The following is a 13,748-nucleotide window of genomic DNA, read 5'->3' as shown; positions in this document are numbered from 1 at the left end:
CCCAAAAGCCAGCGTTTGGAATACCCTCTTTTTTCAAATAATTGATATTATTTTCTAAAGTTCCATTCATCCTTGCCATAACGGTCTCTCGCTATTTGGCTAACAACTTCTTCTTCTTCTTCTGTTAACGTGTAAGCTTCTAACTCAATGTTTAAACCCTTTTCAAATCCTCTTTTAAATGCAGCCTTTGCTTCTTCCATTGTTAAAGAGTCACTTCGTAATGCGTTAATTGCCACCGCTTTATTTTTAAAGTTCTTTTGCATTCTCTCACGTAGGCGGTCACTAGAATACTTAAACAAATCAAACAATTTATCCTCATCAATATCTAAAATAATCGATCCATGCTGCAAAATGACGCCCTTTTGTCTCGTCTGAGCACTCCCTGCAACTTTTCTTCCTTCTACAACCAGTTCATACCAAGAGGGAGCATCAAAACAAACAGCTGAACGCGGATTTTTCAGTGCACTTTTCTCTTCATCCGTGCGAGGAATCGAAAAATAAGCGTCCAGTCCTACATTCTTAAAGCCTTCCAATATCCCTTCTGAAATCACTCGATACGCTTCAGTAACAGTCGTAGGCATTTCTGGATGATCTTCAGAGACAATAACACTATACGTTAATTCTTTATCATGCAAAACTCCTCGGCCTCCAGTAGGTCTACGAACGAAACCTAAGCCGTATTCACGAACCTTATCCAAGTTAATTTCTTTTTCAACCTTTTGAAAATATCCAATTGACAATGTTGCTGGATTCCATCCGTAAAAACGAATAGTTGGCGGAACTAAACCTTTACTATGCCAATCTAGTAAAGCTTCATCTAAAGCCATATTATAAGCAGGAGAACACTCTCCTGAATCAATGTAACGCCATGTTTCCTTCATCAGCCATCGCCACTTTCCACTCATTTATCTTGTCATTTTAACAAACAGCTCACTTTTAGCCAAGCCATTTGCCTAGTTAACTTATTGCGTATTTGCCTCCCGGCTATTATAATATATCATGACGGAAGTACGTAAAGGAGTGTAGAAATTACCCAATGGAATTCTTATGGCTTATCTTACTTGGATTAGTGGCGTACACGTTGTTTAAGCGCTTTTATAATCCAAAATATTTGAAGACATTAACACAGGAAGACTTTATTAAAGGCTATCGAAAAGCACAATTGATCGATGTTCGCGAACCACGTGAATATGAAGGGGGACACATTTTAGGTGCACGGAACATCCCCATGTCACAACTTCGTCAACGAATCAATGAAATTCGTAACGATCAACCTGTTTACCTATATTGTCAATCAGGTGCACGCAGTAGACAAGCTGCCCAAATGATCAAAAAGAAACGTGGCACAGACGACATCTCCCATCTAAAAGGTGGATTTAAAAAATGGTCTGGTAAAATAAAGAAGAAGAGCTAATTCAAAAAGACGATGTTCCCCTTTTGAATAACTCTGAGTGGGCTTTCTTACTTCATTGATTGACTTAAAGCCTGAGCAAATGCTCAGGCTTTTTCATATTTTAAAATTGGCTTACGCGCAGCTGTTGTTTCATCTAGCCTTGAGATAACCGTTGTATGAGGAGCCTCTTGAACAATCTCCGGATTCTCTTCTGCCTCACGTGCGATTTGGATCATCGCATCAATGAATTCATCTAATGTCTCTTTCGACTCTGTTTCAGTTGGCTCAATCATCATGCATTCCTCTACATTTAACGGGAAGTAAATCGTAGGTGGATGATAGCCAAAATCTAATAATCGTTTCGCGATGTCTAAAGTCCGCACACCAAGTTTCTTTTGTCGACGGCCTGAGATAACAAATTCATGCTTACAATGCTGTGTGTAAGGCAAATCAAAATGTGGTTCAAGTCTACGCATCATATAGTTTGCATTTAAAACCGCATATTCAGATACTTTCCGCAAACCATCTGGACCCATTGTACGAATATAAGTATATGCACGAACATTAATTCCGTAATTTCCATAATACGGCTTCACACGTCCAATAGAATGTGGACGATTATATTCAAAGTCATATACACCATCTTCACGTTTTACAATAACCGGTTTTGGTAAATACGGAATTAAATCCTTCTTCACCCCAACTGGACCAGACCCTGGGCCACCACCACCGTGTGGACCTGTAAATGTTTTATGCAAGTTAAGATGAACGACATCAAAGCCCATGTCACCAGGTCTTGCGATACCTAAAATCGCATTCGAGTTCGCACCATCATAGTACAGCTTCCCACCTGCTCCGTGAATGATTTGTGCCATCTCTACAATATAGGTCTCAAATAATCCAAGTGTATTGGGATTAGTTAACATAAGAGCAGCTGTGTCTTCTCCAACGACTTCACGCAAATGAGCTAAATCAACAAGTCCATTTTCATCAGTTCGTACCGTAACCGATTCAAAACCAGCGACCGTTGCTGATGCGGGATTCGTTCCGTGAGCTGAATCTGGTACAATGACCTTTGTTCGTTGGAAATCTCCATTGGCTTCATGATAGGCACGAATCATCATTAACCCCGTCCACTCACCATGTGCACCAGCTGCAGGTTGAAGAGTAACTTCATCCATCCCTGTGATTTCAGCAAGCGATGTTTGAAGCTCATAAAGCAATTCCATCGCACCTTGGACTTGCTCGACTGGTTGATATGGATGAATATGAGCTAAGCCTTCAAAGCGTGCTACATTTTCATTGATCTTTGGATTGTATTTCATCGTACAAGAACCAAGTGGATAAAAACCAGAATCTACACCATGGTTTCGCTTGGATAGCGCTGTGTAATGACGCATGATCTCAAGCTCTGAAACTTCCGGTAACTCAGGTTCTGACACTCGTAAATACTCTCTAGGAATTAACTCTTCTATAGCCTGTTCTTCAATATCGAGTATTGGCAAGCTATGTCCAACACGTTCTGGTTTGCTACGTTCAAAGATTAGCGGTTGGTCTTTTGTCATCATACTAACGCCCCCAATTCCTTAGCAAAAGTATCTATCTCTGCTTTTGTTCGTACTTCCGTCACAGCTAGAAGCATTTGACCTGATAATAGATCATCGTCACGACCTAAGTCGTACCCTCCGATGAATCCTTTTTCAAGCAAAAGCTCATTTACTTGTGAAACCGGTCCTTTCACATCTACAACAAATTCATTAAAAGTTGGTTGCTCTGACACGATTTCCACTCCATGTTCCTTCAACTTCTGTTTCAAATAAGCCGCTTTCTGAACATTTTGATAAGCCATTTCTTTTACACCTTTTTTCCCAATCGCACTCATTGCCACCGAAGCAGCTAAGGCATTTAATGCTTGATTTGAACAAATGTTTGATGTCGCTTTTTCACGTCTAATATGCTGCTCACGTGCTTGCAGGGTTAGAACAAAGCCTCGTTGCCCGTGATCGTCTGTTGTCTGCCCGACTAAACGACCAGGAACTTTTCTCATGAGCTTCTTCGTTGTTGCAAAATAACCACAATGCGGCCCCCCAAATTGAGTCGCAATTCCAAATGGCTGTGCATCACCAACAACGATATCAGCCCCAAACTCTCCAGGTGGCTTAAGTAGACCTAGAGCCAATGGATTACTAGATACAACAAACATCGCTTTATTACTATGTGTAATTGTTTCTAATTCTTTTAACGGTTCAAGGTTTCCATAAAAGTTAGGATGTTGTACAACAACACACGCTGTGTCATCACCATATAACTCTTGTAGTTGTTTGAGATTAGTCACACCTTTGTCAGTATCAATCTCAATCACATTTAAACGCTGACCTATTGCATTTGTTAGCAACACTGCACGAGCTTCTGGATGAACTGCCTTGGACACTAAAATTGTTTTCTTTTTCGTTTGCCCAGCACTAAGCATCGCAGCTTCAGCAAGAGCAGTCGGACCATCATACATAGATGAGTTCGCTAGGTCCATTCCCGTTAGTTCACAAATCATAGTTTGAAACTCAAAGATTGCTTGAAGTTCTCCTTGTGAAATTTCTGGTTGATAAGGAGTGTAAGCCGTATAGAACTCAGAACGTGAAATGACATGATCAACAATTGATGGAATGTAATGCTCATATACACCTGCACCTAAAAAAGATGGTGTTTGTTTCATCGACACATTCTTGCCAGCTAACCCTTTGAAATAAGAAATAAGCTCAGGTTCTTTTAACGCTTCCTTTAACTTCATTTCTCCTTTAAAGCGGATTTCTTTTGGTATATCAGAAAACAAATCTTCAATCGACTGAGCACCAATTGTCTCAAGCATTTCTTTTTGATCAACATCTGTCATCGGTAAATAACGGTGATTCATATCAGTTCCTCCCCTAAGCCTTCTTATAAAATGGTGTTTGAACGACTTTTGCTTTTAAGCGTTTTTTTCGAACTTGTACTTCTACTTCTGTTCCAATAGCCGTAAAGTCAAGTTCAATGACAGCTAGTCCTATATTTTTCTTTAATGTCGGCGATTGCGTTCCCGTTGTAACAAAACCAACTTGCTCTTCATTTACAAACACCTCGTACCCTGTACGTGGAATTCCTTTTTCAATCATCTCAATTCCAACAAGCTTTCTTGAAAGTCCATCTTCCTTCTGTTTCTTCAAAGCATCTTTCCCGATAAAATCATCTTCTTTATTCACTTTAACAGCAAACCCTATACCAGCCTCGAGTGGTGAGATATCTTTTGTTAATTCTTGTCCATAAAGTGGAAGTCTCGCTTCAAATCGTAATGTATCACGCGCTCCTAGGCCACAAGGAACAAGTCCATCTGGTTCACCTGCTTCAAGCAAGGAATTCCAAAGCTTAGAAGCTTCTTTGCCGTTACAATAAAGTTCAAACCCATCTTCACCCGTATAGCCCGTTCTAGATACGAGTGACTTCACACCAGCAATATTGACTTGATCTGCAAAGCGAAAGAATCGAATTGATGACAAATAAAAATCCGTTTGTTTTTGTAAAATCAGCTCCGCAAGAGGGCCTTGGATTGCTATTTGAGCGATATCGTTAGAAATATTCACTAACGAAACATCATCAATCAGATGTTGTTTCATCCACGCGACATCTTTCTCAATATTTGAGGCATTAATAACTAACAAGTAATCATCCAATGCCTTTTTATAAACGAGAAGGTCATCGACTGTTCCTCCATCCTCATAGCACATCGCGGTATATTGAGCCTGCCCATCAACCAGTTTGGAGACATCATTTGTCATTAGCTTTTGCAAATAAGGTAGGGCCTGCTTTCCTTTAACTTCTACCTCACCCATATGGGAAACATCAAATAATCCAGCTTTTGTACGAACTGCTTCGTGCTCATCCTTAATACTTGAAAATTGTACTGGGAGATCCCATCCTCCAAAATCAATGGTTTTCGCTCCCTTTTTTTTATACTGTTCAAACAAAGGTGTTCTCTTTAATCCTGACATGTATAATGACCTCCTTAGACTTTCCCAAATTGATAATCGTACGCATGAATCCTTATTAAAATAAAACAAAAAAGGACAGAGTTATACACACAATCGTGTATAACTCTGTCCTGATACCAGAAAGTTTCCTATATTCAATCATAGCAGAATATAGTGTCTTCGTAGGTGGCTCTATTTTCGAGCACTCTCCAGAGTTGCGTCAAATAAGAGTCTGTTTGCCTGAGAGATTCGTGTTGATAACACACTATCTAACCACTTGCTCCTTCGGCGTTGCAAACATTCTTGCAAGCTCTCCCCTTATTCTCATCCGCAATCGAATTCAATTGTTAAAGAATCATACTCATGAATTTGAATATTTGGTACATACTACATGTATAAGCATTTAAAGATATGGTAATTCGGATTTATATTAATATCCTACCAAGATGAACGACCAGACGCAACTATTTATTTCTGAAATCAGATTATTTTATAGATTTTTTAGTTTTTCATTCGGATATAGACGTAAAGTTATTCGAAAGGATGATAAGAAATGAATATCGAAATCCATTTTGACCAAGAATGGTCAGATACCTTTAAAGATCGATTAGACCAAGATGGCCCTTGGTCTAATTGGGAACTTTTCAAACTTGCATATGAAGCTGAGGAGCATCAAATCATTCCTGAGTTTCATGGTTTACAAGCTCCAAAACACTTACCGCAATTAGAGCCGTTCCCTCATCAAATAGAGGTAGCTAATACCGTCATTGAGCAAATGAATGGCAAAGCGATTTTAGCGGATGAAGTCGGGCTTGGCAAAACGATTGAGGCTGGCTTAATTTTAAAAGAATATATGATTCGTGGGCTTGTAAAAAAAGTATTAATTCTTGTCCCAGCATCACTAGTCTCTCAATGGGCAATTGAATTAAATACAAAATTTCACATTCCTGCTGTTGCACAACGAAAATCTTATGTATGGGAACAATGTGATGTTGTCGTTGCTTCAATTGACACTGCAAAAAGACAGCCCCATCGAGATATCGTACTTGACCAACCATATGATTTAGTAATAATCGATGAAGCTCATAAACTAAAAAATCCTAAAACAAAAAATTACGAGTTCATCAAACGTTTAAAAAAGAAGTTCTGTCTCCTGCTGACAGCAACACCTGTACAAAACAAACTAGAGGAAATCTTTAACTTGGTCTCCTTATTAAAACCTGGTCATCTAGGCGATATTACTTCATTTGAACAAGAATATCGCACAAAAAAGCGATCACCTAAAAACGAAGAAAAGTTAAAAGAATTAGTCAATAAGGTAATGGTCCGTAACCGTCGTGAAGAAACAGGAATTGAATGGACAAAACGAATTGTCGAAACAGTACCAATTGAATTCAGTGAATCAGAGCGTGCGTTTTATAATGAGATTGAGCAATTAAAAGATGGCTCAAGCCATTTTGCTCTGCTCACCTTAAAGAGAGAGGTTTGTAGTAGTAGAGAAGCGGCATTTATGACCTTAAAAAATATGGTTGAACGTGCGCATGCCGACGGTCGTACTCTACCTGATGCTGAAAGATTGTTAAATAAAATTGGCGAAATCGATGGACATGCTAAAGCGGAGAAAGCTCTTGAACTTATCAAAGAGATCAATGGGAAAGTAATTATATTTACTGAATACCGTGCAACCCAACTTTATTTACAGTGGTACTTAAAACAGAACGGTATTTCATCTGTACCATTTCGAGGTGGTTTCAAACGTGGAAAGAAAGATTGGATGCGTCAACTTTTCCAAAATCAAGCACAAGTCTTAATTGCTACAGAAGCAGGTGGTGAAGGAATTAACCTTCAATTTTGCAGTCATATTATTAACTATGACTTGCCATGGAATCCAATGCGGATCGAGCAAAGAATCGGTCGAATTCATCGCTTAGGACAAAAAGAAGATGTTCGTATTTACAACTTTGCCGTCACCGATACGGTAGAACAACACATTCTTAAGTTATTATATGAAAAAATTCATCTCTTTGAAGCTGTAATAGGCGAACTAGATGATATTCTAACAAAAATAAACCTCCCTTCTGTTGAAGACCATGTTCAGGATATTCTCCTGCAATCGGACTCAGAAGGAGAAATGCGAATTAAATTTGACCATCTTGCCGCGATTATGAATGATGCCGCACAAGAAGCAGCGAACTCGAATGAGGAGGAATCAGGCGATGCTACAGCCTCAAGTTCATGATTTTTTAGAGCGTTATTTTGAAGCAAATGACAGCCCTATTCTTGAAAATGACTCAAGTTATTTAAAGGTTCAACTATCAATTGAGCTTGATAAATTATTAATGAATCGTCCTTTTTATTGGCATTATCTAGAGAAAACGGGGGGCGAGCCCCGACCAATGCAAGTAACATTTATAACCGATCAAAACAAGGCACCGGACGATTTAAGAGGGGAACAAATTCACTTTGGCGCACCTCGCCTTCGTCAATTATTCGCATCTACCCGTGAGCTTGGCGGTTATATTCGACTTTACGAGAAAATTGATGCATCAGGCCGACAATCAATTCCCCTACAGCCATGGCTTTGTCTTAACGTAAAAGTTTCCTTTCAATGTGATCGAAAAAAGGATGTTTTGTTATCACTTGGATTAAATTTAATTCACGGTCAAATTGTTCCTCAGTTTTATGAGAAAATACGACAAAAAGACCTTACACCTACGATCTCTGATTTTTGTTTTAAATTATCACCTTTAATTACGGTTCATAGTGGTTTAATTCGGTTACAGAAAATGGTCCAAACGTATGTTGAAAATGAAGATAAAGTGTGGGCGGAAGAGGCCATTGAGAGATGGAATACTGATCTTGCTTTACTTGAAAAATTTTATGAAGATGAGGAAGAAAAGCCTGAAAGTTATCACGTTGAAAAACAAGCGTTAAAAGAACAATATGAACCGAATATCCATGTTTCAATCGTTAATGGCGGCATGTTCTATATCCAACAGCAAGTATTTTAGACTCGAAAAAAGGCAAACTACATAAACGTAGTTTGCCTTTTTTCAAAGTGATCTTAGTGAGCTGTCGGAGCGCCCCCGCCTGTTGTAATGATTGATATAATTGTTGCAACTGCAAACCAGCCAAATACAACAAATGAGATACCTGCAAAGCCGACTGCAAAAAAATTTTTTCTGCGAAGTTCGCGAACAATTGCGAAAGCACTCAGTAGAGCGACCACTAAAAGTATGATAGAAAAGATCATAATAACTTCCCCTCCTTATGTAAAACTAAGAACCCAGCTTAACTAGTCCTATTATAAAGCCATCTGAGAATGTTGTCAGCTTTAATTTTGACGAAGCTAGTACAATTACCCTCAACTATTATAATGGGCATTTTTCATTTATTTTACTCTTTTTTTTAGCGTTTGTCGAGTAGCTCCTCGTATTGTATGATAGGACTACAAACTATTTTGGAGGGAATTATATGAAATGGACACAACTTCCACTGGGACCTTTGCAAACAAATGCTTACGTACTTCAAAACGATGCGAATGAAGCTATCATTGTTGACCCAGGTGGTGATGGAACAGCCTTCATCGAATGGATTAAGTCTCAATCACTCAAACCTTTAGCTATCTTGTTAACACATGCCCATTTTGATCACATTGGTGCTGTTGATGATGTACGAGATGAATTCGCTTGCCCAGTCTATATTCATCACCAAGAAAAGGATTGGCTGTCCGATGCAAATAAAAATGGATCAGCACGATTTATGGGAGAGCAAGCTATCTCCATTAGACCTGCTGATTACATTATTGACAAAGAACAAACTCTTACAATTGGACCATTCTCATTTTCTGTATTCGAAACACCAGGTCATTCACCTGGTAGCGTTTCCTATTATGTTGAAGATGAAGTCATTGTTTTTTCCGGAGATGCATTATTTGCACAGAGTATTGGCCGAACGGATTTACCTGGTGGCAATCATAAACAATTACTAGATAGCATTCATCAGAAGTTACTTGAATTACCTGAAGAGACGATTGTAGCTTGTGGTCATGGACCAACGACAACAGTTGCAAGTGAAATGGATGGAAACCCCTTCTTAACTGGATTTTAATAGGCATGATTGTTATACATAAATGATACTGATAGCTCGGTGTTTTTCAGTAGGAGTGCAAACTTTCTTTTTTTATAATTAAAGACCTCCAATATTTGTTGGAGGTCTTTGTGGGGAGTAAATCGTATTGATGTAAGACATTGAGGGGGAGGGGGACTCCCAATCAAATACTCATCAATCTCCTTATATTTTATAAACAGTTTATCACTATGTCAATAGTATTAACTACAATAAAAAGTGAACCGCCCCTTCAGAAAAGGGGTGATTCACTTTTGCACATATGTACCCAAAATCTTAATGTCCACCAAAACTTGGTACTAACAAGAACGTCGAGTAATACGTAAAGCCTACAAAGAAAATTGTTAAATAGGCACCGAAAATGTAAATATACACACGCTCAGATAAGTTCAGATAGCTAAGAGCTAATAATGCACCCGTTTGTGCAAAAAATAAAAGTGCTACATTATACATATGTCCTACAAAGAACAGAACAGCAAAAATACCTGTCCAAAAAGCTAGAACACGATACATACGATCCATTTGTGTTTCCCTCCTTCACACACAAAGTTTTGCCTGCATGGCATTACTTGCTTAGGATATCAAATGTTAGATTACAGCCTTATTATATACGACTACCTCTTCACTGTAAATGCCTAGTACAATGGCAAAACTGTGTCATCATAAAAAGACTATAATTTCACCACCGAGTAAGAGCACGCTTTGGCTTGTGGATCTGTAATTTTCATATTGTCCCTAAGTATATGTTCTCCAAGAAAGAAAGAAAAAATGCCTTTAAATAATTCATGATGCATCGAACATAATGAGACAGAGTGCTCTGACATTAATTCTTTAAACGTACAATTAAAAATACTAAACTCAATTTCATCCTTATCTTCCACATAAGTAATCTCAGGATTTAATCCTTGATTAATCGCAATTTGTTCAATCATTCGTACTTTTTCTTCGATCGTTGAATTCGTCATATCAAACTGAAACTGTCTAACATATAACTCTGCACTTTCTCGTCCATATTTATAACCAATTTTTTTTAATGCTTCTAGCCCTGAGTCACCTAGTTCAATTAAAGATTCTAATGACATTTGCGCTAACCGTTGATAATCTCTATATGGAAACTGCAGTTGGATTACTTCATCCGAGAGTTTATAAAAACGACTAGGACGACCACCTTTTCCAGTCTTCTGAGTTTCAGAAACAATCATTTTCACGTCTTCTAACTTCGTTAAGTGTAGACGTGCAACATTTGGGTGTATGTTAAATTGATCAGCAACCTCTTGTACAGTGACGTTTCCATGTAATTTGGTAACATATTGATAAATAGAAAATCGTGTTGGATCAGACAATACGCTTGTAATTTTCAGTGTGTTTTGGTCCATTCTATTCACTCCCAAACTTCCCATACTCCTTCCATTATAGTACAGTTGAAAGAGCAAAGGAATGGCTTGTTTTCTATTTTATTAAATAATGCAAAGAGCGAGTGTCTAAGACATCCTCGCTCTATCTTCTTTCCTATTTTTTCTTAGTTCTATTTTTCAAAAACAAAGAAATCCCTAATGGAATTATCCCAAAGGCTTGCGTCGAGAGTGATTGACGCTCAGCTCGCCTCTCCTCTCTTCTTGTTAGCCTTTCTTCCTTTGGTTGATCCATTCTTCTTACAGCTTGCTGTGTTAAAAATTTGACATAGTCATTTAAGGACATAGCATTCACCTCTGTCTGTTCTAGGAGCTAGTATGCCCATATTCGTACAATCTAAGCACCGTTTCCCGGTATCACTATATATACTCTTTTTTTAACTATTTGCTGCTATTTTCGTCAGCTCTTTTTCCTTACTAAATATAAATGAAATGCTATCTGAAACTTCCCAATAATAATTAACCGTTGAATTTGTCCAATTATAATAAAAGCCTGCTATTCGCTCATGTCCTGATTCTAACTGGACTTTGACTGAAATGAAACTAACACCATCTTTATAATCCTTTACAGTAAAAGTTACTATGTCAAAACCATAAGAATATAGAATGCTTTCATTTAATTGTGGTTCGTGCTCATTTTTCAGAAATTCTTTCATTCCAACTTGAAGCAATGTTTCAAGTTGCAACAATCTTTCCTGTTCATAGAGAAATCGTTTTTCTTTCATGTATAAATTCATTTGATGCAAAACAATTGGAACCATTAATAAGCAAATGATCATTGTTACAGGATAAATAAACCCTCTTTCTTCTCTTACCATTCCTCACCTCTCCAACCATAGGGAATAAGCATTGATTTGTTGGCTTGGTACCCACTTATCAACTCAACTTGACAATGTACTACCTGGAATGAAGCAGTACAAGAAAATAGTGTAACTTGTTCAAGAAGGAGAACATGCCCTCTCCATTTCTAGTCCTCCTGATCTGGTTTGATGAAAGCATTTCAACTCTAAATTTGTCTCCGTTTGATTTAGTTATAACGACCCCATTATCAACCACTTCAACTTTAACAGCTTCTCTCACATCATGAGCAAGATGATTAAAAAATGTGGTCACTTGTTGAGAAGAGACCGTCTGAACGTGAGACCCATTTGATACTGTTTTCAGAAGTACTGGAAAAATAGAAACAATTATAAAGAAGAGGGTCAACACAATTAGCATTTCAATCAAAGTAAACCCTTTTTTATCTAGTGGCCAACAAACACCGTTCATACATCCTCCCATTTGTTGCTACCCACTCAGCGCAAAAACGTACAATCTCACCATCCACTTCTTCACTACTTAAAATCCATGACTCATCACTACTATGCGTTCTGATCGTTGAAGTTTCGACGTAATAATGGATTGTTTCTTCTAATTCATACAACACCTTTTGTTCTTCACGTATCGCTAACCTCTCTTGGTACACTGTGATTAAAATAGAGAAAGTAGAAGCACTAAACACCATTAATAAAGTGACAGCACTTAGTACTTCTATCAACGTAAAACCTTCAGATTTTCTTATACGAAACCATCCCTTTCCCTAAGTAAACAGTATATTGATAACGATGTTTCCCAATTCGCAGAAGAAATGAACCCGACCTCTTCGGATGCCCATTAGGAAGAAACGCAATTGCTGAAGGTTCCAAATTAATCGTTTCAACGAGCATATCTGGATGTTGATAAGGAGTTATGGAGTATACTTCAAATATAGAAAAGCGTATAATAAACTCTTTTGCATTATTGTCTAAACGTACGAATGTTTCTCGTCCAGTAGACATAGCAACATGTTGAGCAAGCTGAATTTCTTCTTTCAATTGTTGGGCAACTAGATCAGCTTCATGTGATGAATTAGATAAGTTGGGTAACATAATAGCTGGAATAAGCAGTAGGATTGAGAGGGTGGAGAGTGTTACGAGTAGTTCGATAAGGGTGTAGCCTGATTGGCATTTCATTATTCTGATGAAGTTTGGTTTGTTACGTCTTCCAATGTAAGCTCGTTACCATCAGCACAAGCGATAGAGTCTACAAATCCTTTTTCTACTAAGGTGTTTAATTTAGTCAAAGGCTCTTTGGGGTTCTCAAGGTTATATGCATGAACTTGCGATTGTAATAGTTTAACTGTCGCTTCACAACCCTTACTAGCTGCAACATCATTATTCTTCATCATGTTTGGTACAGCAATGAGTAATAAAACGGAAATAATCATCAGAACAACTAACATTTCGATAAGAGTAAATCCTTTTTCATTATTCAATTTTCATCACCTCAGAGGAATTTTTAATACGGGGCTTTAGAAATTGGGATGGAAGATTAAAACGTAATGCTATCTAGATCTCCTTTCTTTTCGATATTTGTTATAATTAGACATCGTATGACATATTTCCTTCTCGATTTTAAAATTTTTTTTAAAGGTGGGCTTTTTCATTATGAAAGCTTTATTATTGTTTATCATTCAAATTTATCAAAGAGTTATATCGCCACTAAAACCACCTACGTGTCGATTTTATCCGACCTGTTCCCATTATGGTTTTGAGGCAATTGTTCGTTTTGGTGCACTTAAAGGAACGTGGCTGACAATCAAACGAATATTTAAGTGCCACCCTTTCCATCCTGGTGGCATCGATCCTGTGCCTGAGAAAAAGTCGAATAGTGACTCAAATAAACAATAATACAAAAAAACCATACATATTGTATGGTTTTTAAAAATGCGGGTGAAGGGAGTCGAACCCCCACGTCATAAGACACTAGATCCTAAGTCTAGCGCGTCTGCCAATTCCG

18 protein-coding genes and 1 riboswitch are annotated in these 13,748 nt (G+C 37.9%); of the genes, 5 read left to right on the top strand and 13 right to left on the bottom strand.

The features are described from left to right. Positions 1–47: 47 nt before the first annotated feature. Positions 48–884: a lipoate--protein ligase family protein gene (locus tag SLH51_RS16660; RefSeq protein ID WP_335962572.1), complete on the bottom strand. Its 837-nt coding sequence runs from the start codon at positions 882–884 to the stop codon at positions 48–50. Between the two features lie 152 nt (positions 885–1,036). Here SLH51_RS16660 and SLH51_RS16655 point away from each other — a divergent pair, with 152 nt between their 5' ends. Then, positions 1,037–1,414, top strand: coding sequence for a rhodanese-like domain-containing protein (locus SLH51_RS16655; RefSeq protein ID WP_335962513.1), 378 nt, complete (start codon positions 1,037–1,039; stop codon positions 1,412–1,414). An 83-nt stretch (positions 1,415–1,497) separates the two neighbouring features. Here the strand turns inward: SLH51_RS16655 and gcvPB are convergent, their stop codons facing one another. Genes gcvPB through gcvT form a run of 3 tightly spaced genes read right to left on the bottom strand, consistent with a single transcriptional unit; the run spans position 1,498 to position 5,412 of the window. After that, positions 1,498–2,961, bottom strand: coding sequence for an aminomethyl-transferring glycine dehydrogenase subunit GcvPB (gene gcvPB, locus SLH51_RS16650; RefSeq protein ID WP_335962512.1), 1,464 nt, complete (start codon positions 2,959–2,961; stop codon positions 1,498–1,500). Further along, a complete protein-coding gene (gcvPA, locus tag SLH51_RS16645) occupies positions 2,958–4,301 on the bottom strand; it encodes an aminomethyl-transferring glycine dehydrogenase subunit GcvPA (protein ID WP_335962511.1) in 1,344 nt (447 codons plus the stop codon). The genes gcvPB and gcvPA overlap by 4 nt, the downstream gene beginning before the upstream one ends. A 13-nt stretch (positions 4,302–4,314) precedes the next feature. After that, complete coding sequence (gene gcvT / locus SLH51_RS16640; RefSeq protein WP_335962509.1) at positions 4,315–5,412, bottom strand: glycine cleavage system aminomethyltransferase GcvT; 1,098 nt, start codon at positions 5,410–5,412, stop codon at positions 4,315–4,317. 197 nt (positions 5,413–5,609) lie between these two features. Further along, a riboswitch (glycine riboswitch) is annotated at positions 5,610–5,719 on the bottom strand. 225 nt (positions 5,720–5,944) lie between these two features. On the opposite strand from gcvT, the gene SLH51_RS16635 reads away from it, so the two are divergent. Beyond that, complete coding sequence (locus SLH51_RS16635) at positions 5,945–7,630, top strand: DEAD/DEAH box helicase (protein ID WP_335962508.1); 1,686 nt, start codon at positions 5,945–5,947, stop codon at positions 7,628–7,630. Continuing rightward, positions 7,608–8,402, top strand: coding sequence for a YqhG family protein (locus SLH51_RS16630; protein ID WP_335962507.1), 795 nt, complete (start codon positions 7,608–7,610; stop codon positions 8,400–8,402). Before SLH51_RS16635 ends, SLH51_RS16630 begins: the two co-directional genes overlap by 23 nt. A gap of 53 nt (positions 8,403–8,455) precedes the next feature. On the opposite strand, the gene SLH51_RS16625 is transcribed toward SLH51_RS16630, so the two are convergent. Beyond that, a complete protein-coding gene (locus SLH51_RS16625; protein WP_335962506.1) occupies positions 8,456–8,644 on the bottom strand; it encodes a DUF2759 domain-containing protein in 189 nt (62 codons plus the stop codon). 221 nt (positions 8,645–8,865) lie between these two features. On the opposite strand from SLH51_RS16625, the gene SLH51_RS16620 reads away from it, so the two are divergent. Next, a complete protein-coding gene (locus tag SLH51_RS16620; RefSeq protein WP_335962505.1) occupies positions 8,866–9,501 on the top strand; it encodes an MBL fold metallo-hydrolase in 636 nt (211 codons plus the stop codon). 294 nt (positions 9,502–9,795) lie between these two features. Here the strand turns inward: SLH51_RS16620 and SLH51_RS16615 are convergent, their stop codons facing one another. The 8 genes from SLH51_RS16615 to comGC form a co-directional block, all read right to left on the bottom strand. Beyond that, positions 9,796–10,041: a DUF2626 domain-containing protein gene (locus SLH51_RS16615; protein ID WP_335962504.1), complete on the bottom strand. Its 246-nt coding sequence runs from the start codon at positions 10,039–10,041 to the stop codon at positions 9,796–9,798. Positions 10,042–10,190: 149 nt separating this feature from the next. Continuing rightward, entirely contained in the window at positions 10,191–10,895 is a 705-nt protein-coding gene (locus tag SLH51_RS16610; RefSeq protein WP_335962502.1) for a helix-turn-helix transcriptional regulator, read from the bottom strand. Between the two features lie 133 nt (positions 10,896–11,028). Beyond that, positions 11,029–11,217 carry a YqzE family protein gene (locus tag SLH51_RS16605; RefSeq protein WP_335962501.1) on the bottom strand — a complete coding sequence of 63 codons (189 nt, stop codon included), beginning with the start codon at positions 11,215–11,217 and terminating at the stop codon, positions 11,029–11,031. A 91-nt stretch (positions 11,218–11,308) separates the two neighbouring features. Beyond that, on the bottom strand, positions 11,309–11,749 hold the full coding sequence (gene comGG, locus SLH51_RS16600) for a competence type IV pilus minor pilin ComGG (RefSeq protein ID WP_335962500.1): 441 nt from the start codon (positions 11,747–11,749) through the stop codon (positions 11,309–11,311). Between the two features lie 79 nt (positions 11,750–11,828). Next, positions 11,829–12,200, bottom strand: a complete 372-nt coding sequence (locus SLH51_RS24500; RefSeq protein WP_390183855.1) for a prepilin-type N-terminal cleavage/methylation domain-containing protein — start codon at positions 12,198–12,200, stop codon at positions 11,829–11,831. Then, positions 12,172–12,468 carry a hypothetical protein gene (locus tag SLH51_RS16595; RefSeq protein WP_335962499.1) on the bottom strand — a complete coding sequence of 99 codons (297 nt, stop codon included), beginning with the start codon at positions 12,466–12,468 and terminating at the stop codon, positions 12,172–12,174. Before SLH51_RS16595 ends, SLH51_RS24500 begins: the two co-directional genes overlap by 29 nt. Positions 12,469–12,478: 10 nt before the next feature. After that, positions 12,479–12,922: a competence type IV pilus minor pilin ComGD gene (gene comGD / locus SLH51_RS16590; protein ID WP_335962498.1), complete on the bottom strand. Its 444-nt coding sequence runs from the start codon at positions 12,920–12,922 to the stop codon at positions 12,479–12,481. Continuing rightward, positions 12,922–13,224, bottom strand: coding sequence for a competence type IV pilus major pilin ComGC (gene comGC / locus SLH51_RS16585; RefSeq protein WP_335962496.1), 303 nt, complete (start codon positions 13,222–13,224; stop codon positions 12,922–12,924). The genes comGD and comGC overlap by 1 nt, the downstream gene beginning before the upstream one ends. A 172-nt stretch (positions 13,225–13,396) precedes the next feature. On the opposite strand from comGC, the gene yidD reads away from it, so the two are divergent. Further along, positions 13,397–13,639 carry a membrane protein insertion efficiency factor YidD gene (gene yidD / locus SLH51_RS16580; protein ID WP_335962495.1) on the top strand — a complete coding sequence of 81 codons (243 nt, stop codon included), beginning with the start codon at positions 13,397–13,399 and terminating at the stop codon, positions 13,637–13,639. The last annotated feature ends 109 nt before the right edge of the window (positions 13,640–13,748 follow it).

This window comes from Halalkalibacter kiskunsagensis, from assembly GCF_037027555.1.
GTDB lineage: Bacteria > Bacillota > Bacilli > Bacillales > Bacillaceae_D > Halalkalibacter > Halalkalibacter kiskunsagensis.
This window is presented reverse-complemented; position numbering and strand designations above follow the sequence as displayed.

Coding starts and splice junctions, on each gene's coding strand:
- SLH51_RS16655 (WP_335962513.1), top strand. CDS start 1,037: ATGGAATTCTTATGGCTTATCTTACTTGGATTAGTGGCGTACACGTTG.
- gcvPB (WP_335962512.1), bottom strand. CDS start 2,961: ATGATGACAAAAGACCAACCGCTAATCTTTGAACGTAGCAAACCAGAA.
- gcvPA (WP_335962511.1), bottom strand. CDS start 4,301: ATGAATCACCGTTATTTACCGATGACAGATGTTGATCAAAAAGAAATG.
- gcvT (WP_335962509.1), bottom strand. CDS start 5,412: ATGTCAGGATTAAAGAGAACACCTTTGTTTGAACAGTATAAAAAAAAG.
- SLH51_RS16635 (WP_335962508.1), top strand. CDS start 5,945: ATGAATATCGAAATCCATTTTGACCAAGAATGGTCAGATACCTTTAAA.
- SLH51_RS16630 (WP_335962507.1), top strand. CDS start 7,608: ATGCTACAGCCTCAAGTTCATGATTTTTTAGAGCGTTATTTTGAAGCA.
- SLH51_RS16625 (WP_335962506.1), bottom strand. CDS start 8,644: ATGATCTTTTCTATCATACTTTTAGTGGTCGCTCTACTGAGTGCTTTC.
- SLH51_RS16620 (WP_335962505.1), top strand. CDS start 8,866: ATGAAATGGACACAACTTCCACTGGGACCTTTGCAAACAAATGCTTAC.
- SLH51_RS16615 (WP_335962504.1), bottom strand. CDS start 10,041: ATGGATCGTATGTATCGTGTTCTAGCTTTTTGGACAGGTATTTTTGCT.
- SLH51_RS16610 (WP_335962502.1), bottom strand. CDS start 10,895: ATGGACCAAAACACACTGAAAATTACAAGCGTATTGTCTGATCCAACA.
- SLH51_RS16605 (WP_335962501.1), bottom strand. CDS start 11,217: ATGTCCTTAAATGACTATGTCAAATTTTTAACACAGCAAGCTGTAAGA.
- comGG (WP_335962500.1), bottom strand. CDS start 11,749: ATGGTAAGAGAAGAAAGAGGGTTTATTTATCCTGTAACAATGATCATT.
- SLH51_RS24500 (WP_390183855.1), bottom strand. CDS start 12,200: ATGAACGGTGTTTGTTGGCCACTAGATAAAAAAGGGTTTACTTTGATT.
- comGD (WP_335962498.1), bottom strand. CDS start 12,922: ATGAAATGCCAATCAGGCTACACCCTTATCGAACTACTCGTAACACTC.
- yidD (WP_335962495.1), top strand. CDS start 13,397: ATGAAAGCTTTATTATTGTTTATCATTCAAATTTATCAAAGAGTTATA.